This is a genomic window from Lewinella sp. JB7 (genome assembly GCF_024297185.1).
Taxonomy (GTDB): Bacteria; Bacteroidota; Bacteroidia; order Chitinophagales; family Saprospiraceae; genus Neolewinella.
In genome coordinates, this window is record NZ_JANCTD010000002.1 from 604,116 (window position 1) to 622,940 (window position 18,825).

13 protein-coding genes are annotated in these 18,825 nt (G+C 60.5%); 8 read left to right on the plus strand and 5 right to left on the minus strand.

Annotation, left to right across the window (positions count from 1 at the left end):
* Positions 1 to 172 precede the first annotated feature (172 nt).
* Complete coding sequence (locus tag NMA52_RS06040; protein ID WP_254826753.1) at positions 173 to 1,201, plus strand: acyl-CoA reductase; 1,029 nt, start codon at positions 173 to 175, stop codon at positions 1,199 to 1,201.
* On the opposite strand, the gene NMA52_RS06045 is transcribed toward NMA52_RS06040, so the two are convergent.
* Positions 1,188 to 3,797 (minus strand): kelch repeat-containing protein, encoded by a 2,610-nt coding sequence (locus NMA52_RS06045; RefSeq protein ID WP_254826754.1) that lies wholly within the window; start codon positions 3,795 to 3,797, stop codon positions 1,188 to 1,190. The genes NMA52_RS06040 and NMA52_RS06045 overlap by 14 nt on opposite strands.
* Positions 3,798 to 4,031: 234 nt before the next feature.
* Between NMA52_RS06045 and acs the strand changes: the two genes are divergently transcribed.
* Complete coding sequence (gene acs / locus NMA52_RS06050; protein WP_254826755.1) at positions 4,032 to 5,948, plus strand: acetate--CoA ligase; 1,917 nt, start codon at positions 4,032 to 4,034, stop codon at positions 5,946 to 5,948.
* A gap of 15 nt (positions 5,949 to 5,963) precedes the next feature.
* Here the strand turns inward: acs and pruA are convergent, their stop codons facing one another.
* Together pruA and NMA52_RS06060 are read right to left on the minus strand one after the other, a co-directional pair.
* Positions 5,964 to 7,592, minus strand: coding sequence for an L-glutamate gamma-semialdehyde dehydrogenase (gene pruA, locus NMA52_RS06055; RefSeq protein ID WP_254826756.1), 1,629 nt, complete (start codon positions 7,590 to 7,592; stop codon positions 5,964 to 5,966).
* 79 nt (positions 7,593 to 7,671) lie between these two features.
* Complete coding sequence (locus NMA52_RS06060) at positions 7,672 to 8,910, minus strand: M14 family zinc carboxypeptidase (RefSeq protein ID WP_254826757.1); 1,239 nt, start codon at positions 8,908 to 8,910, stop codon at positions 7,672 to 7,674.
* An 86-nt stretch (positions 8,911 to 8,996) separates the two neighbouring features.
* On the opposite strand from NMA52_RS06060, the gene NMA52_RS06065 reads away from it, so the two are divergent.
* Both NMA52_RS06065 and NMA52_RS06070 read left to right on the plus strand, forming a co-directional pair.
* Positions 8,997 to 10,769, plus strand: coding sequence for a sodium:solute symporter family protein (locus NMA52_RS06065; protein WP_254826758.1), 1,773 nt, complete (start codon positions 8,997 to 8,999; stop codon positions 10,767 to 10,769).
* Positions 10,770 to 10,855: 86 nt separating this feature from the next.
* Complete coding sequence (locus NMA52_RS06070; protein ID WP_254826759.1) at positions 10,856 to 11,638, plus strand: DUF3050 domain-containing protein; 783 nt, start codon at positions 10,856 to 10,858, stop codon at positions 11,636 to 11,638.
* Here NMA52_RS06070 and treF read toward each other — a convergent pair.
* Positions 11,619 to 13,238, minus strand: coding sequence for an alpha,alpha-trehalase TreF (gene treF / locus NMA52_RS06075; protein WP_254826760.1), 1,620 nt, complete (start codon positions 13,236 to 13,238; stop codon positions 11,619 to 11,621). The genes NMA52_RS06070 and treF overlap by 20 nt on opposite strands.
* Positions 13,239 to 13,366: 128 nt before the next feature.
* On the opposite strand from treF, the gene NMA52_RS06080 reads away from it, so the two are divergent.
* The 3 genes from NMA52_RS06080 to NMA52_RS06090 all read left to right on the plus strand — a co-directional run bounded on the left by NMA52_RS06080 (position 13,367) and on the right by NMA52_RS06090 (position 16,045).
* Positions 13,367 to 14,551 carry an amidohydrolase family protein gene (locus NMA52_RS06080; protein ID WP_254826761.1) on the plus strand — a complete coding sequence of 395 codons (1,185 nt, stop codon included), beginning with the start codon at positions 13,367 to 13,369 and terminating at the stop codon, positions 14,549 to 14,551.
* 39 nt (positions 14,552 to 14,590) lie between these two features.
* Positions 14,591 to 15,181, plus strand: a complete 591-nt coding sequence (locus NMA52_RS06085) for a hypothetical protein (protein WP_254826762.1) — start codon at positions 14,591 to 14,593, stop codon at positions 15,179 to 15,181.
* A 63-nt stretch (positions 15,182 to 15,244) separates the two neighbouring features.
* Positions 15,245 to 16,045: an SDR family oxidoreductase gene (locus NMA52_RS06090; RefSeq protein WP_254826763.1), complete on the plus strand. Its 801-nt coding sequence runs from the start codon at positions 15,245 to 15,247 to the stop codon at positions 16,043 to 16,045.
* On the opposite strand, the gene NMA52_RS06095 is transcribed toward NMA52_RS06090, so the two are convergent.
* Positions 16,018 to 17,253, minus strand: a complete 1,236-nt coding sequence (locus tag NMA52_RS06095) for an O-antigen ligase (protein WP_254826764.1) — start codon at positions 17,251 to 17,253, stop codon at positions 16,018 to 16,020. The genes NMA52_RS06090 and NMA52_RS06095 overlap by 28 nt on opposite strands.
* A 61-nt stretch (positions 17,254 to 17,314) precedes the next feature.
* On the opposite strand from NMA52_RS06095, the gene pheS reads away from it, so the two are divergent.
* Positions 17,315 to 18,367, plus strand: coding sequence for a phenylalanine--tRNA ligase subunit alpha (pheS, locus tag NMA52_RS06100; protein ID WP_254826765.1), 1,053 nt, complete (start codon positions 17,315 to 17,317; stop codon positions 18,365 to 18,367).
* The last annotated feature ends 458 nt before the right edge of the window (positions 18,368 to 18,825 follow it).

An 18,825-nucleotide genomic window follows, 5' to 3' on the forward strand; every position in this document is an offset into this window, starting at 1 on the left:
AATATACTGTCTTTTTCGGAATCAGATCATTTATTCTGGGATGCCAGGGGTTGCAAACACTCACTTGCGGCACAACCCTACGCCCGGAAATGTGTACCCATAGGTAATTTACGTCACCGATAATATGTCCCGTACGGGTCACCCGTTTCGCCGTTCAAACCACCCCTCGCCAATGACCTCCGAAGACCGCATCAGCACCCTCCTTCAGCTGGCCCGTCACCTGAATTCCGCCGAGGACGAATTTTTGACCGCCCTCATGAAACGGACGGAATTTAACAACAACTGGCTCACCGTCGCCAACCAGCAACGTGCCCTACAGGCCGTCACCGAGACCTTCCTCGACGAAGAAAAATTATGTGCGTGGTTGGCGGCTTACCCCGACATTGCTCCCGCGTTCCCGCCCCGCAAGACGGTCGGCCTCGTTCTGGCCGGCAATATCCCCCTGGTGGGCCTGCACGACGTCTTCTCTGTATACCTGGCCGGTCACCGCGCCCAGATCAAACTGAGCAGCAAGGATCCGTACGTACTCCCCTACTTGCTCAGGTTACTGTCCGAGTACGACGATCGGGCGGCCGATTACTTCGCCGTCGTAGAGCACCTGGCGAATTTCGACGCCATCATCGCCACCGGCAGCAACAACAGCGCCCGCTACTTTGAATCCTACTTCGGGAAGTACCCCCACGTCATCCGGCGAAACCGCAATGCCGTTGCCGTACTTACGGGCGAGGAAACAAGCGAGGAACTCGATCGCCTGGGCGACGACGTCTTCGCTTATTTCGGCCTTGGGTGCCGCAACGTTTCCAAGATTTACGTGCCCCGCGGGTACGACTTTACCCCGCTACTGGAGCGGTTCCACGAGTGGAAGGGCTACCAGAACCACGTGAAGTGGAAGAATAACTTCGACTACAACTTCGCGCTGCTTACCCTCAACAAGGAACCTTTCTACCACAACGGAGCTATCATCATACGGGAATCCGACCAGCTAGCTTCCCACATTGCCGGATTGTACTTTGCCTACTACGACGACGTGGCGGCGGTGACGCAGGAGCTGAGCGACCGGAACGGCGAGATCCAACTGGTAGTCGCCCGGCCCGGCCTGCTGGAGCTGCCCACCTTCGACTTCGGGCGGGCACAGCAGCCGGAGCTAAGCGACTACGCGGATGGCGTGGATACTATGGCCTTCCTTTCTACCGGCCTTTGAGTACCGTCCGGCTGATGCGTTCCGTACCGGTGACGAGCTGAAGATGGTACACCCCAGCGGGTAGACCAGAGACATCGATCCGATCCGTGAGAACCGGAGTAGCCTTATCGTACGCCCGTTGTAGGACGGTCCTCCCGCCCGCATCCGTCAGCCGAAGCTCTACCCTACCTTCACTCGTACCCTCCAGATCGAACCGTAATTCGTTGGCGACCGGATTGGGGAAGACTTCCAGCCAGTTCAGGGTATTCTCCTCGGCCACGGGAACGCCGGTTTGGGCGCGACGGCTGCTGGCGGTGGCCAATTGACCCGTGCAGTTGGTGGCGGCACTTCCCGTTCCGGTGGGCAGGGCGGAGCTGGTACTCAGGTGTACCTTATCGAGCATCGTGCCCGCTTCCCGATTCGCGACCGTAATGGTGTGGGTACCCGCGGCCAGATTAAAGGAGATCGGGCGGGTATCGTCGTTCACCTGTTTCCACTCGAAGCCGTTCGTCAGCATATTGCTTCCGTCAGTGTTCTTCCAGAACTTGATCCAGCTGCCCCCGTCCACGCTGACCCAAAGTGAATTGGTGCTGTTATCCGGTGCATTCAGGCGGAGATTGAGGTAGTACTTTCCGGCCTCCATGGCGGTCGTGGTGAAGGAAACGTCTGCGGAACCCGGGCCCCGGTTCGGTGCATTGAATTCATGCGCGCCCCGGAAATAGACGTAGCCATTGTTCGATGCCGCCGAACTTTGTTGACGACTCCAATTTCCGCCGGCGGGGGCACACTCGGCCTCCGCCCAGTAGGTAGTACTTCCCGACGGTGGTGGGGGCGGCGGGGGTGGCGGGGCGGATCCTCCGCAGGTGGGGTCGCTGCCCCCCAGGTCAGTCGGCATCTTCCCGTGGGAGGATAGTAAGATCTTGTCCAGTTTCAGTCCATCTTCCCGGTAGGCGATCTCCACGACCACCCTGCCCGCGGGCAGGGAAAACGGACTCTGGGGGGCAAGGCTCCACTGGAAGCCCGTATTGTAGGTGGTCAGGCCCTGGTACCAGCGAATCCACTCCCCGCCGTTCAGCCGGAACCAGAAAGAGTCATCGGAGGTGGTGGGGGCGTCGGCGCGGGCGAAGAACTGGTAAGTATCGGCCCGGGGAATGTCGAAGGTGAAGGAAACGTGATTGGCCGCCGGGTCGCCGGGAACGGAGCTGGTGCTGTTCAGACCTGGCTTGATGTTAATGTAGGCGCCGTTTGAGGCGGTTGAGTGCTTGCCCACGACCCAGTTCGTACCGACCTGGGCGCACTCGGCTTCCCGAAACGCGAGGAAGGGCTGAGGCGTAGAACCATCCTGCCCTACGGTGAAGGAGATGTTCAACGTAGCGGCCTGGTATCCCGGGGCCGTCGCACGCAGCGTATAGCTGTAGGTACCATTGGGAAGTCCGAGAGGGTCGACCGTTACCTCCACCTCGGCGAAGGATTCGCGGGCCAAACCCGAGGAACGGTCGATCTTGAGCCACGCGGGGAGGTCGGAGGTTTGTATGGTATAGGTCACTTCGTCCTCCGCGCTGTAGTTCGAGAGGATTACTTCCGTAGTCCGGCGCTCCTTGCCGGTCGTATTCAGTACGGCGGGGTGGAAGCCCAGTTTTTTCGTCTGGTTAGAACGGAAGGTCTTGACCCGGGTTTCCGGACGTGCGCGGTTGACGGATACTTCACCACCGGCCATAACCACGAGGTTGCCGTTGTAGACCCGCGCGCCGGGGGCGATGAGCCGTAGGGGAAGCGTCATGTCGTCCAGCGATCGCCAGGTATTCGTTTCGGGGTCGTACTCCACGACCTTGGCACTTTCCTGTCCCTGACCGCCGAGGGAATAGATCTTACCGTTGTAGGCAAACGTGCTCGGCTCGATGTGCGACTGTACGTGGGGAAAGTCAGCCAGCCGCTCCCAGGTATCGGTGAACGGATCGTAGCGGTGCACGTAGGTCATATTTTTCCCCTTCTGGCAACCTTCGTGACCGTGCTGTCCGGCAACGGCGTAGAGTTTGCCGCCCAGGGTTACGGTACCGAAGTGATTCCGGGCAAGCGGCATGGGGGAGGTATCCGTAAAGTCCTGCCATCCGAGTTCTGGATGATCGAGGTCGTAAACGAAGTGAAAGTCAACGTCACAACCGGAGCGGTAGTCGAACCCACCGAAGTAGTGAACCTTGCGACCCAGGCGAGCCATGCCACCGCCGCCACCCGGCTGGGGCAGTCGGGGGCCCATGCTCCAGCTGTCCGTAGGGATATCGTAGACAAAAATGTCTTTCGTGGTGTGGTAGCCATAGTTGCCCGAACGCCCCCCGGCCAGCCAGATCTGATCACCGACCACGGTGATCGGCGTGTGGGTGTAGCCACCGAAGGAGCCGTCGGGGCGATTAGGGATCGAACTCAGTTTCGTCCACGTATTCGTGGCCGGATTATACTTTTCGTTGACGTTGAGAAACTTTACGTCCGTAGTAAATCCGTTGAAGTAATAGAATTCACCCTTGTAGCTGACCATCGCTCCTTCGGCACGGGGGTAATCCGACTTGTTGATCACTTTCCAGGTCGGGTAATCACCGCCGGCGGAAGTCTGGCCGGAAATCACAGTGGGGAAGCAGCAGCTAAGGGCTAGTAGACACCATAGGAGGCGCGGAAGAAGGGGTAAATGTTGTTGCATAGCGTGATCAGGTAGTTAGGTATATTCAATATACTCCCTACCTACGTCTGTGTTCTGTTATATCAGCAAAATATTTGCGGGCGTAGGGCCGGCCGGGTGATTACGGTAAAAACATACTCGGTAGTTGACCAAATCATATATTGGCACGCTCAACGATCCTGCATGCACCACGTCGAATTGCCCCAGAAAATCAACACCTTCTCCGAATACCAGGAAGTATACCGGCATAGTACCCAAGACCCCGAAGAATTTTGGGCCCGGCAGGCGGAAACCTTTCGCTGGCACCGCAAGTGGGACCGGGTGCTGGACTGGAACTTTACCGACCCCAAGGTGGAGTGGTTCGGTGGAGGCACCCTCAACATCACGGAGAACTGCCTCGACCGTCACCTGACCGAGCGGGCAGACCAAACCGCTATCCTCTTCGAACCGAACGAACCGGGCGACGACGGCATCAATCTGACTTACCGACAGCTACACGCCGAGGTCTGTAAGGTGGGCAACGCCCTCCGGTCGCTGGGCGTCGGTAAGGGCGATCGGGTGTGCTTTTACATGCCCATGGTTCCTGAACTGGCCATTTCCGTTCTGGCCTGCGCCCGCATCGGAGCCATTCACTCCGTGGTCTTTGCCGGGTTCAGTGCGCAGGCGCTGGCCGACCGGGTCAATGATGCCGACTGCAAAATGATCGTGTGCTCCGACTACAACCGCCGGGGCAATAAAAACATCCCCGTCAAGGCGGTGGTCGACGAAGCGATATCCCTGGGGTGCCCCTCCGTGGAAACCGTACTCGTCCACAAAAACACCGGAGAATCCGTGGAGTGGAACGACCGGCTCGACGTCTGGTATCACCACCGCGTCGACGAGCAACCGATGGAGTGTACGCCCGAAGTGATGAACGCCGAAGATGTCCTCTTCATCCTCTACACCTCCGGTAGTACCGGCAAGCCCAAGGGCGTAGTGCACACTTGCGGCGGATACATGATCTACACGGCCTACAGCTTCCTCAACGTCTTTCAGTACGAGCCGGGGGACGTATACTGGTGCACGGCAGACATTGGCTGGATCACCGGGCACAGCTACATCCTCTACGGCCCGCTCCTGTGCGGAGCCACCACCCTGATGTTCGAAGGCGTACCGACCTACCCCGACGCCAGCCGCTTCTGGCAGGTCTGCGCCAAACACCGCGTCAACCAGTTTTACACCGCGCCCACGGCCATCCGTGCCCTCATGGCCCGGGGCACCTCCTTTGTGGAGGGACACGACCTAAGCGACCTGAAAGTGATCGGGTCGGTCGGCGAGCCCATCAACGAGGAGGCCTGGGAATGGTACCACGACCACGTAGGCAAGGGCCGGGTACCGGTCGTTGACACGTGGTGGCAGACGGAAACCGGGGGCATCATGATCTCCGGCCTCGGTGGCCTGAGTCCGCAAAAACCAACCTTCGCCGGCTACCCCCTGCCGGGCATACAGATGGCATTGGTGGACAAAAACACCGGGGAAGAGCTCACCGCGAATCCGGAAAGCGGACTCCTCTGCGTCAAATTCCCCTGGCCGAGTCTGCTGCGCACCACCTGGGGCGACCACGAGCGCTGCCGTACGACCTACTTCACCACGGTACCGGGGATGTACTTTACCGGCGACGGTGCCCGGCGCGACGAGAACGGTATGTACCGCATCGTCGGCCGGGTCGACGACGTCATCAACGTGAGCGGGCACCGTATGGGCACCGCGGAGGTGGAGAACGCCATTAACGAGCACGAGGCGGTCATTGAATCCGCCGTGGTGGGTTACCCCCACGAGATCAAGGGCCAGGGCATCTACGCCTACGTGATCGCCGCCGAGGACGTCGCCCACGACGACCGACTCCGGGAAGAGATCGTAGCCATGGTACGCCAGGAGATCGGCCCCATCGCGAAGCCCGACAAGATTCAGTTCGTCACGGAGCTGCCCAAGACCCGGTCCGGGAAGATCATGCGCCGCATCCTCCGCAAAGTGGCGGCCGGTGAGGTCGACCAACTCGGCGACACCTCTACCCTCCTCAACCCCGAAGCGGTGCAGGAGGTGATCGACGGGGTCGTCTGATCACCTCCCGACCGATTATCCCATAAACGGGTAGCGGTGGTCGACCGGGGGAACGAAGTTCTCCTTGATCAGGCGGGGACTGATCCAGCGGTGCAGGTTAAGCGCACTGCCCGCTTTATCGTTAGTTCCCGATGCCCGCGCGCCCCCGAAGGGTTGCTGTCCCACGACGGCACCGGTCGGCTTGTCATTGATGTAGAAGTTACCGGCGGCGTTGCGCAGGGCCTTCGACGCTGCCTCGATGACTCCGCGATCGGTGGCGAATATGGCCCCCGTGAGGGCATACGGGGAGGTGGTATCCACCAGTTCGAGGGTTTTCTCCCAGTCGGCGTCCTCGTATACGTATACGGTGATGACCGGCCCGAACAGTTCTTCCTCCATCGTCACGTAGCGGGGATCTTTGGTGAGCAGTACCGTGGGTTCGATAAAGAAACCGTCTGATTTATCGAAGCCACCACCCGCGATCACCTCGACGTTGGGATCGTCCTGGGCGTCGCGTAGGTACCGGGTGATCCGGTCAAAGGCGCGCTCGTCGATGACGGCATTGACGAAGTTGCCGAAGTCCTCGACCGATCCCATCTTCAGGCTGCCCGTCTTTTCGACGACCAGTTCCTTGATGCGGGGCCAGAGGGAGGCCGGCAGGTATGCCCGGGAGGCCGCCGAGCATTTTTGTCCCTGGAACTCGAACGCTCCCCTTACGATGGCAACGGCCACCTGTTCGGGATCGCTGGACGGGTGTACAGCGATGAAGTCCTTACCACCGGTTTCCCCCACGATACGGGGATAGGTCTTATAGGTCGAGATGTTATTACCGATCTCCCGCCAGAGTTGCTGGAAGACCTTCGTGCTGCCGGTGAAGTGAAGACCGGCGAAATCGGGGTGTTTGAAGACGATGTCCCCCACCGCGGGCCCGTCCGTGTAGATCAGGTTGATGACGCCCTTCGGTAGGCCGGCCGCGGCAAACAGTTCCATGATCACCACGGCGGAATAGATCTGCGTTTCGGCCGGCTTCCACACCACGGTATTCCCGCACAGGGCGGGGGCGGCGGGGAGGTTAGCCGCGATGCTCGTGAAGTTGAAGGGCGTGATGGCCAGCACGAAACCTTCCAGGGCGCGGTATTCCAGGCGATTCCAGGTACCCGCCGGTGAGTGAAGGGGCTGCTCGCGGTAGATCTCCTGCAGGAAGTAGGCATTGAAGCGGAAGAAATCGCAAAGCTCGGCCACGGCGTCGATCTCGGACTGGTAAGCGTTCTTACTCTGGCCGAGCATGGTAGCCGCGTTCATCCGGGCGCGGAAGGGTCCGGCCAGCAGATCGGCGGCGCGGAGGAACACGGCGGCACGCTGCTGCCAGGGCAGGGCCTCCCAGGCGGGCTTGGCGGCCAGGGCGGCATCGATGGCGCGGTGGACGTGGTCCGTCGTTCCCCGGTAAAAGTGACCGAGGGTGAAGGCGCGTTCGTGGGGTGGGTGTACGGTGACTTTTTCACCTTCCAGGATCGGATCTCCGTTGATGTAAGCGGGCAGTTCGCGGGCTGCGGACTTTGCCTCCTTCAGGGCTTGCTTGAGTTGGTCGCGCTCCGGGCTCCCGGGAGCGTATCCGAGCACGGGTTCGTTATCGGGAACGGAAATGTGGAAAATGGCGTCTGACATGGCGTTGAATTGGTTAGGGGGGACCAAAGGTAGCAAGTCGCCGCGGAGGATACGACCCGTAGAGAACCGTGTCCGCCCCTTACTTCTTCCGGGCTGTCCGAAACGGGGTGAGACGTTCCAGGGCTACGGCCAGTTCGTAGCGTTCCTTTTCCCCGAGGGTCACGATGACCTGGCGGGTGCGGTACCCCGCCGCGGAGATAAGCATACGGTAAGTGCCCGGAGCCAGGAAGCGGTAGAAGTCTCCGGTCAGGGCCTCGCTGTACACCGATGAGCGCATTTGGTCGTGACCGGGAATCGTTACGTGCGCCCGCAGGGGCTTGCCGGTGAGCCGGTCGGTGACGAGCCCGTGCACCCCGTACCGGGCCTCATTGAGGTAGTTGAGCAGGGCGCCGCGGATCGAAAGCCAGAGATCGGGCAGGTCCTTGGCCGGATACCGCTTCACGTTGGTGATTTCGACGGTGGCCTCCCGGGTGTGGTGGTAGAAGTTCATGTAATCCTGCCGCGAACCGGCGATGGGGTACCAATCGTGACCGTTCGTGACCCCGTTGGCACGATCCTTAAAGTAGTCGCTGTTGCGGCTGTCGCGCTGGGCCAGCAGGGCGAATTCCCGGCTTACGTTCCTCCACCAGTCGGTATCGGGGTGGCGGTTGCGGTACGTATCCCAGGGATAGTTGAAGAGTTCGGCACCCCCGTGAAAATTGATCGCCAGGTCAAAGCCGTGCCGGGCCGCGGCCCGCATGAAGATGCGCGTTTCGGGCTGGTGATCGTTGCCGTCGGGAAACTGGCCGTCGTCGGGGTCGGGGTAGTTGCGGTTCAGGTCCACGCCGCGGGCGTTCCCGCGCCGACTGCCGCCCAGACTGTGATCCCCGGCGGCGTAGGCTCCGTCCGGATTGGCCAGGGGGTTGATGTAGAGGACGGCTTCCCGTAGCAGGCCGCCGCGATCGTTGGTGAGGAGGTCTTCCGCCAGTCGGAGCAGTACCCAGTACCCGGCAAGCTCATCGCCGTGCATGGCGGCCGTACACAGCACCTGCGGCCGCGCCCGTATGCTCGTCACGTCTTCGGTAAGTTTGAGGGCCAGAATCTTGCGGCCCGACGGCAGGGTGCCCCACACTTCCACCCGGCAGCGGGTGGGATAGCGGCGCGCCATTTCGTACACGATGCGCTCGTAGTGATCGTAGGTCGGATAGGCGGCTTCGGGAACCAGTCGGCAACTCCGGTCGTCGAACGAACTGACGGTACGCAGCACCTCGGACTGGGCTACCACCCCTCCGGGCCCCGCCGGCAAGCACATCAGGAGTATGGGGATGAGCCACTTCACTACGGTAAGGTACCACGGTACCGGAGGAATTGTTGTGTATTGCTCGCAAACAATACTACCTTAACGCCACACTCCCAACATACCGCATGCAGCTTACCACTTTCGACTGGGTCATCGTCTTTGCCTTCTTTGCCGTTACCCTTGCCATCGGCCTATGGGCCAGTCGGGATTCCGGTAAGTCGACCCAGGAATTTTTCCTTTCCGGTCGCAACATGCCCTGGTGGCTGCTGGGGGTAAGCATGGTGGCCACCACCTTTTCGGCCGATACGCCCAACCTGGTCACCGATATCGTGCGTAAGCAGGGGGTGGCCGGCAACTGGGCCTGGTGGGCCTTTCTGCTCACCGGCATGCTCACCGTATTCGTGTACGCCCGCCTCTGGAGCCGTTCCGGCGTGATGACCGACCTGGAGTTCTACGAGCTGCGCTACGCCGGGGCCCCGGCGCGCTTCCTGCGGCAGTTCCGGGCCATTTACCTCGGCGTGTTCTTTAACGTGATGATCATGGCTACCGTCTGTCTGGCGGGCATCAAGATCGCGGGCGTGTTGCTCGACATCGACCCCATCACGACGGTGGCGCTGGTTTCCGTCGTGACCGTGATCTATTCCGCGCTCGGAGGCCTTAAGGGCGTGATCCTCACCGACTTCGTACAGTTCATCTTCGCCATGGTGGGGGCTATCTGGGCGGCGTACATCATCGTGAACCTACCCGAGGTCGGCGGACTCGAGGCCCTGCTCGCCCACCCCGAGGTCAGCAGCCAACTGGACCTCATTCCCAATTTCGATAATCCTTCCGTATACGTGCCCCTGTTCGTGGTTCCCATCGCCGTGCAGTGGTGGAGCGTCTGGTACCCGGGAGCGGAACCCGGCGGCGGCGGCTACGTAGCCCAGCGGATGCTGGCGGCCAAGAGTGAAAACCACGCCGTCGGTGCTACCCTGCTGTTCAACGTATTCCACTACGCCCTACGCCCGTGGCCGTGGATCCTCATCGCGCTCTGCTCCATCGTAATCTTCCCCGATCTGGACAGTATCGCGGCGGCTTTCCCCAACGTGGCCCCCAACGTGATCAATGACGACCTGGCCTACCCCGCCATGCTCAGCCATTTGCCGGTAGGCCTCCTGGGCCTCGTCATCGCCTCCCTCATCGCCGCGTTGATGTCGACCTTGAGCACTCACCTCAACTGGGGATCGAGCTACGTAGTGCACGATTGGTACCACCGGTTTATCAATCCTGAGGCATCCGAGGACCGCCTGGTGCTTATCGGCCGCATCAGTACGCTGGCGCTGATGGTCCTGGCCGCCGTGTTTGCACTGGCCCTGACGAATGCGCTGCAGGCCTTCAACATTCTCCTGCAGATCGGAGCCGGTACCGGCCTGATTTTCATTCTGCGCTGGTTCTGGTGGCGCATCAATGCCTATACCGAGATCGCCGGCATGTTCATATCCTTCGCCGTGGCCCTCTTCCTTGAGTTCGGCTGGAACGCGGTCGGACTGCCGGAACTGCTCGACTACCAGAAGCTCATCACCGGCATCGCCCTGACGACGGTGGGCTGGGTCACCGTGACCCTCATCACCCGACCGACCGATATGGCTACCCTACAGAATTTCTACGCCACCACCCGACCCGGCGGGCCGGGGTGGGATCCCGTAGTCCGTGCCATGCCCGAACCCATCGACGCGCGGGCCGACGGGCAGCTACCTCTGCGCATACTGGCCATGCTGATCGGCGCGATCACCGTTTATTCCGTGCTCTTCGCTACCGGTTTTTATCTCTACGACAACCTCAGCGGCGCCGTAATTGCCCTGGTCGTAGCCCTGGTAGGTGCCGCCGTTTTGCTGGCCGTGTGGCGCAAGTTGCGGTAGGGGGCGGGCACGCGGGAGCAACGTAATGCTGAATCGAGCACAACCTGCCGCTCCGACGGCCGTTACTTTCGAGCAATAGCCCCACCATGACACGAATAGAAACCGTATTAGACCAAATCGCTCCCCTCCACCGCGCGCTCCGGGAGCACCGCATTTACGGACAGCTTGACTCCATCGCGGACATCCGCGTCTTCATGGAACACCACATCTTTGCCGTCTGGGACTTCATGTCGCTCCTCAAAGCGCTGCAGAACGGCCTGACGTGCACCACCCTCCCCTGGAAACCTAGTCCGAACGCCCGAACGGCCCGCTTCATCAACGAAATCGTACTGGGGGAAGAAACCGACGTGGACCGGAACGGGGTGCCCGCCAGCCACTTCGAACTCTACCTGGAATCGATGCAGGAGGTCGGCGCCGACACCCGGCCCATCCACGACCTCCTGCGGAAGGTCGAGACCTTGACGGACGTAGAGCACGCGTTGCGCACTACGGATTTGCCCGCCGGCGTCGCCCCCTTTCTGGAGCACACCTTCGACCTCATTCGGGAGGGACAGCTCCATAAGATCGCGGCCGCGTTTACCTTCGGTCGGGAAAATTTGATACCCGACATGTTCATCGAGATCATCAATCAGTCGGGGGAAGACAAACGAAACTTCGCCCGCCTCCTCTACTACCTGGAAAGGCACATTGAGGTCGATGGCGACGAACATGGTCCCCTGGCCGAAGCGATGATCCTCGAACTCTGTGGGGACGACGAGCGGAAGTGGAACGACGTCGGACAAGTCGCCGCCGAGGCGCTGCAACACCGCCTGGGGCTCTGGGACGGAATCGTGAGTTCCCTGCCCGCGGCTACTGCAACTGGTCGGTAGCCATTCGGAGGTATACGCCATTGGTCCACCCGAAGCCATCCTGGCGGGGATAATCGCCCCCGACGGCCTCCCGAGTGATGTCCTCCACGTTGTACATCTGGACCATTTTGTGGAGATGATCGTAGACCCGTTCGTTATTCTTCATCCACCGCTCGCGGATGGAAGACGCGAGCCGCGTTTCTCCGTACCGCTTCATCGCGTCGTACGCCATCCACTGCAGGGGCGGCCAGCCGTTGGGCGCGTCGTAACGAAAGCCGGTATTGCGCAGGCTCGTCCGTAAACCGCCGGGCGCGAGGAATTCGGACCGTAGCCGGCGGGCGACCGCCGCGGTTCGGTCCGCGCCGGCCAAGCCCACGAAATGCGGATAGATGCCCGCCAACGTCAGGTACCCGGTATGCCGCCCGGTAGTCCAGTTGTAGTCTTCGTACCACTGGGTAGCGCCGTTCCACAGGTAGCGATCGATGGCCTGCTTGCGGCGCGCGGCGCGGCGTGTCCAGTCTTCCTTGTCCGGGATCGACTCAGTGTGCTCGGCAATGGTCGCTTCCAGATGGTAGAGTAAGGCATTGAGGTCGGGGGGAACGATTTCCGTGGTGTTGATCGTCGAGATGCTGCGACCGTCGGCGAACCACCGCCCGGAGTAATTCCAACCGGACTCGACGCAGCTGCGCAGTTCACGAGCTACGGTTTGGCTATCGCGGCCGCTCTCCCGGATGATCGCGAGATCCTCCCGGTAACTTTCGGCGCGGGGTCGATCCGCCGCATCGTAGTAGCGGTTCAGCACCGTACTGTCGGCCAGCCAAACGACATGTTTGAGGGCCGGATTGGCGGCACCGACCTCCCTTTCCCCGTCCATCCAGAAGCGGTGTTCGGCGATGAGCTGATCCAGAAATTCGCTGTAGACTTCCTTGCCCTCGATTCCGGACAGTACGTCAACCATATAGGAGAAGAAGGGAGGCTGCGAGCGGGTCAGATAGTACGTTCGGTTGCCGTTCGGAATGAAGCCTACCTCATCGATCAGGTAGGCGAAGTTCTCTACCATATCGCGTACGAGCGCGTATTCACCGGCCGTCGCGAAGCCCAGCATGGTGAAGTAACTGTCCCAGTAGTAGACTTCCCGAAAGCGGCCGCCCGGCACGAAGTAGTTCTCCGGCAGGACGATCAGGCTACCCGCACTTCCCTCGTTGCGGCCACTTTCCCGGTTGAGTACCGGCCAGAGCGCGTTGATGTGGCCGACGATCCCCCGCTCATCGTTGGATACGAAGTCATTGGAAGTGCTGTCGGGCGGATCGAAGTTACGGTCTACGAAGGCCTTCAGGTCAAACGAATCCCTGACCTGCTCCCGGGCAAAATCCCGCATAATTGCCGCCGCGGTCCGCCGGGGAATCATATCCACGAACGTTTTGCTTTCGTCGTACAATTCCTCCATCTGCACCCGACGGAAAAGTTCTCCGAAGAGCACGTCCGGAGGCTCGAGACGGTCCAGAAGTAAGGTGTCGGGCGAAACGCTTACGGTTTCGGACCCTGATGGGGCTTCCGTGGAGGGGGGGGTATCGGTGCAGGCAACTATGAAAAACAGAGACGCAATAGCGAGGTAGCGCATGGCCGAAAGATATTAAATTTCGGCGTGCACGCTGCGAATAATTCTTGTGGTGCCTGCCCGTCCGATCCCGTTTTGCGACACCCCGGACTGCCGCAGACAAGCTACCTTCGTGCCCTCAACGCCCCGCTATGCCCGCCTACACTGCCGACTATGTGTTCCCGATCAGTTCCGACCCCATCGCGCACGGCGTTGTCGAAATCGACGAAGCGGGCACCCTGGTCAGTGTCTGCGGCCCTGATTCCTATCGCGGTACCGCCACCCCCGAGCGAGTGGAGGGCGTGCTGATTCCCGGATTCGTCAACGCCCACTGCCACCTGGAACTCAGTCACCTGCAGGGTAAGAGCGCCACCGGAAAAACGCTGCTCCCGTTTCTGGTGGACGTAGTGACGATGCGCGAGGTTGCCCAGGAAGAGATCGACGCCGCCATCGCGACTCAGGACCGCCTCATGTGGGAGCGGGGCATTCAGGCCGTCGGGGATATCTGCAACAAACTCGATACCGCCGCCGTCAAGCGGGCCAGTCGCATCCGCTACTACAACTTCGTGGAGATGTTCGACTTTCTGCAACCGGAGCGGGCAGCAGCCAGTTTTGAGCAGTACGCCCCGGTGTACGCCGGACAACCCGAGCCGAAAAGTGCCGTGCCCCACGCGCCCTACACCGTCAGCACGCCCCTCTATGCGCGCATCAATGCCCTGAATCAGGCGTCGGAAACCGTCAGCATTCACAACCAGGAAACCCTGGCGGAGGATCAGCTTTTCAAAACCGGCGACGGGCCATTCCTGCCTTTCTTCGCCGGATTCGGGGCGAATCTCCGGGATTTCACTCCCCCCGGCACCCCCTCCATTTACCACGCGATGCGGCATATGGACCCGGCCAAGCGAACGCTGTTCGTGCACAATACCCTCACCACGGAGGCCGCCATTCACGACGCCGAAGCCTGGGCGGAGAACGGCGTCTACTGGGCTACCTGCCCCAACGCGAATCTGTACATTGAGAACCGACTGCCGCGGTACGAGCGCTTCCTAAATACCGGAGCCCGCGTCTGCATCGGTACCGATAGCCTGACCTCGAACTGGCAACTGGACATCCTGGACGAAATCCGTACCATTACCCGCTATCAGAGTTTCATCCCCTTCCCTACCCTCCTTCGCTGGGCGACGCTGAACGGAGCGGAAGCTCTGCAATTCGCTGACGAACTAGGTAGCCTGGAGGTAGGAAAACGCCCGGGACTACTGGCACTGTCCGGCCTGGAGGGCGATCATCCCGACAATTTCGTCGTTGGGGCGGGCGCGCGGGTCCGGCGACTCCGGTAAAGCAAACAACCCGGGGCTGGTCCGGAGTGTCTTTATGGTATGTGGAAGATCATTTGTTTCCTGGTCGGCACTTCGGTGTTCGCGCAAACGCCCATGCTGGATGCTTTATCGGGGCCGGTTAAGACGTGGGAGGCGGACCGTCGTTGGGAAACGGTGGATGACATCGACGGGCGTTTTCGCATTGAAACACCCGGGCCCTTCGAGCTGAAGATCGACACTCTGGACACGGCCGTCGGCCGTCAGGCGTTTCACACCTACTTCTTCAAGGTACCCGAAATCGAACGCGCGGAGAACCTCATCTACGTACTTAGTTACGTTGATTACCCACGGGGATCGCTTCACCAGGACAGTACGGAGTTGGTAGCGGAACTATTGCGGTCCACCGAGGAAGCCGCCGCCGAGGCCCTGCGCGGCGAGGTGGTCTACGCGGCCGAGCGGGACGTGCTGGGCTATCCCGGCCGTATCTGGCGCATTGACTACAAGGACGGGGAGGCCAGCGCCCGAACGCTCGCCTTCGTTATCGACCACCGCTACTATGAATTGAAGACTTTCGCCCTTACCGGACGCGGACTGAGTGATGCTTCCGATAAATTTTTCCGCAGTTTCCGCTACCTCGCGAGCGGCGGGTAAGGGGGATGATCGCTCCGGTTGCGAACCGCGCCCTCCGGCTGGCGTTGCATCGAAAACGAACGCATGGAGATCAATTTACGGGGGCAGACCGCCATAGTGACCGGCTCCAGTACGGGGCTGGGACGCGCCTGTGCGATGGGCCTGGCCCGGGAGGGAATGAACGTGGTGATCAATTACCACAGCAGCGAAGAGGAGGCCAACGACGCGGTCCGGGAAATCGAAGACCTTGGGGGGAAAGCGATCGCCGTGCAGGCTGACGTCTCCCGGGAGGAGGAGGTAGGTCGCCTTTTCAAAGCGTGTTTGGATGCCTTCGGTCACCTCGATGTGCTCGTAGCGAACGCCGGATTACAGGCCGACGCCGCCTTTACGGAAATGACCCTGGAACAGTGGAATAAGGTCATGAGCGTCGACCTGACCGGTCAGTTTCTGGCGTGCCGGGAAGCCGCCCGAATATTCAAGAAACAGGGCGTTCACGCCCATGGCCGGTCCGCCGGTAAGATTATCTGTATGAGTAGCGTACACGACGTGATCCCGTGGGCCGGCCACGTGAATTACGCCACCGCGAAGGGCGGGGTCAAACTCTTTATGAAAAGCCTGGCCCAGGAGTTGGCCGCCGATAAAATTCGGGTGAACTCCATCGCTCCGGGAGCCATCCGTACCGACATCAACAGGGATGCCTGGGAAACCGACAAAGCGCTGGATGAGCTGCTTACGCTGATCCCGTACGGGCGTATCGGGGAACCCGAAGACGTAGCCAACATCTGCATATTTCTTGCCAGCGACGCCAGTGATTACATGACGGGGGCCACCGTTTACGTGGACGGAGGAATGACGCTTTATCCCGGCTTCCGCCACGGCGGGTAAGCGAGCAGCAAAAGCATGAGCGTTAACAGCGATACGCCTACCGAGCTCTCGAGCGTGTTCTCTACCAGACAACTCAGCAGGAAGACCGTAAAGACGGCGAAGTAGGCCGGGTCGCGCCACCGGCCGTCGCCAAAGCCGAGCAGGGCGAAACAGCTTACCGTAACGAGGAGTCCGAACGCCCCGCTTCCGGCCAGGGCACTGACGAACTGGTTATGCGGGCGCTTCCCCGGAGTTTCCGGCAGCACTTGCGCGTACTTCCGGTCCATTTCCGCCCGTAGGTTGCCGGGACCGACCCCCACCACCGGATGTTCCCGCCAGACTTCCAGGCCTAGCTCTATGCTCGTCCACCGGCCTTCGTCGGAGTATTCGAAGGAGTCCTTGTTCGGATCCCGGTGCAGGAGTTCGTAGCGCATGTAGTTGAACTTCGTGCGGAAGGTGGGTACCGTCAAATAAGCAACGAGCGGTATGCAGACGGCGACGCCAAGACCGTAGACCAGGTAGCGGTAATTTCCCCGCAGCACCGAAGTCCACGCCAGTACCACGCCGCAGCCGGCGTAGGCGGTCGCCAGGCCGGTCCGTACCGCCAGTAGGTGTAATCCCGCCAGCAGGAATATGGATAGTCCGAGCAATAGTCGGTCGCGGTAGCGGAAAAATCCCTCGAGACCGAGTATCCCGCCGAGGGCGACCAGCAAACTGAAGCGGATGTGATTGTCCCGTGGGACCGGCATCGGTTTTCCGCGCCCGATAAGCTCGTTAATTTCCGTGAAGTGCAAGCCGTAATTGATGAGGACTCCCAGCAGTACGATGCTTACGAAGCCGACTAGTACTCGCCTTGCCGCGCGGTCGAAGGTGATCGGAGGGTCGGGGTAAAAAGCCACCGGAGCCCAGGCTAGGGGTAAGATCAGCAGGGGAAGCTTAACCCGCAGCCGTTCCAGCATGTACGGCCAGTCTTCCGTTTGCGGTATGCCGACCACCAGTAGCAGATACAGCCCCGTCATTCCCCAGAATACCGAACTGCGCAGCATGCATGGCAAATAGCGTTTCCACTGTGCATTTAGCCCGCGGTCGCCTCCCAGCACCAGCGCGGCGGACGTACAGATGATGCCTAGCGAGAGGACCACCGGTGAAAAGACCATGCCTACGAAGCAAGCGGCCAGGGTGACCGACAGGATTTTTCTTCGCCAAATGCCTTCAGAATCCGTACGCATGCGGGTAAGATACCCCTGCTTCCGACTACGTTTCTATCTTCGCCCCCCAAACCGCCACGCCATGGATGTATTCGAACGCGTCAACCATCTCATCGCCGAAATCGAGGCCGCTACCGCCACCAATCCGGAGGAAGTGGAGCGCTTTCGGATTCGCTACGTGGGCAGCAAGAACGTCCTCAAGCCCCTTATGGGGGAAATGCGCAATATCGAAGCGAACCGCCGCCGCGACTTCGGTCAACTCGTTAATCGCGCAAAGGAAGTGGCCCAGCAGAAATTGGATGACCTACAGTCCGCCACGGCCGTGCAGTCGGCTGATGATGACGGTACAACGATCGACCTTACCGCCCCCGGTGAGCCACAACCCCTCGGAAGCCGCCACCCCATTTCGCTGACCATGCGCCGCATCGTTTCGATCTTCGAGCGTATCGGTTTTGCCGTAGCGGAAGGACCGGAAGTGGAGGATGACTGGCATAACTTCTCCGCCATGAATACGCCGGAAGATCACCCCGCCCGCGACATGCAGGACACCTTTTACGTAGCCGCCGGGATGCCCGCCGGTCCGGATAACACGGCCATGTTGTTGCGGACGCACACCAGTTCGGTGCAGGCCCGCACGATGGAAAACCAAAAACCGCCCATCCGCATCATCGCGCCGGGACGGGTGTACCGCAACGAAACCATCAGTGCCCGTAGCCACGCCCAGTTTCACCAGTTGGAGGGGCTTTACATCGCGGAAAAGGTGAGTTTTGCCGATATGAAGGCTACCCTACTCCACTTTGCGCGGGAAATGTACGGGGAGGACACTAAGATCCGTCTGCGTCCCAGCTACTTCCCCTTCACCGAACCCAGTGCCGAGATGGACATTTGGTGGGGACTTGAGACCGAGCACGACCACCGCATCACGAAGGGAACCGGCTGGCTGGAGATCATGGGCTGCGGCATGGTAGACCCTCAGGTGCTGACGAACTGCGGTATCGACCCCGAAAAGTACAGCGGCTACGCCTTCGGCATGGGCATCGAACGCCAGGCCATGCTGCTCTACAACATTACGGATATCCGCCTGATGTTTGAGAACGACGTCCGGTTCCTACGGCAGTTCGCCAGCGTCCTGTAGCGACGGCTTTAGCCGTTACGCTGCTGATAACAGCTGCATGATTCACTGACAACTTGCCGGCCCATGTAGCGACGGCTTTAGCCGTTACGCTGGACATAACAACTGCATCATTTACTGACAACTCGCCGGCCCGTGTAGCGACGGCTTTAGCCGTTACGTTGGACATAACAACTGCATCGTTTACTGACAACTTGCCGGCTCAAGCCGGCGCTACACGTAACGTACAGCTCGCCGGCCCGTGTAACGACGGCTTTAGCCGTCACCCTGCTAATAACAACTGCATGATTTGCTGACAGCCCGCCGGCTCAAGCCGGCGCTACACGTAACGGACAGCACGCCGGCTCATGGGCTTCTCTTAATTAAGGGTCTGTTCCCAGGAACGCCCTGCGGGCCTCGGAGTAAAGTCCTTGCGTGGCCAGCAGCCCGCAGTACCCGAGCATCTGCCGGTTCGGTGCGCT

Coding starts and splice junctions, on each gene's coding strand:
- NMA52_RS06040 (WP_254826753.1), top strand. CDS start 173: ATGACCTCCGAAGACCGCATCAGCACCCTCCTTCAGCTGGCCCGTCAC.
- acs (WP_254826755.1), top strand. CDS start 4,032: ATGCACCACGTCGAATTGCCCCAGAAAATCAACACCTTCTCCGAATAC.
- pruA (WP_254826756.1), bottom strand. CDS start 7,592: ATGTCAGACGCCATTTTCCACATTTCCGTTCCCGATAACGAACCCGTG.
- NMA52_RS06065 (WP_254826758.1), top strand. CDS start 8,997: ATGCAGCTTACCACTTTCGACTGGGTCATCGTCTTTGCCTTCTTTGCC.
- NMA52_RS06070 (WP_254826759.1), top strand. CDS start 10,856: ATGACACGAATAGAAACCGTATTAGACCAAATCGCTCCCCTCCACCGC.
- treF (WP_254826760.1), bottom strand. CDS start 13,238: ATGCGCTACCTCGCTATTGCGTCTCTGTTTTTCATAGTTGCCTGCACC.
- NMA52_RS06080 (WP_254826761.1), top strand. CDS start 13,367: ATGCCCGCCTACACTGCCGACTATGTGTTCCCGATCAGTTCCGACCCC.
- NMA52_RS06085 (WP_254826762.1), top strand. CDS start 14,591: ATGTGGAAGATCATTTGTTTCCTGGTCGGCACTTCGGTGTTCGCGCAA.
- NMA52_RS06090 (WP_254826763.1), top strand. CDS start 15,245: ATGGAGATCAATTTACGGGGGCAGACCGCCATAGTGACCGGCTCCAGT.
- NMA52_RS06095 (WP_254826764.1), bottom strand. CDS start 17,253: ATGCGTACGGATTCTGAAGGCATTTGGCGAAGAAAAATCCTGTCGGTC.
- pheS (WP_254826765.1), top strand. CDS start 17,315: ATGGATGTATTCGAACGCGTCAACCATCTCATCGCCGAAATCGAGGCC.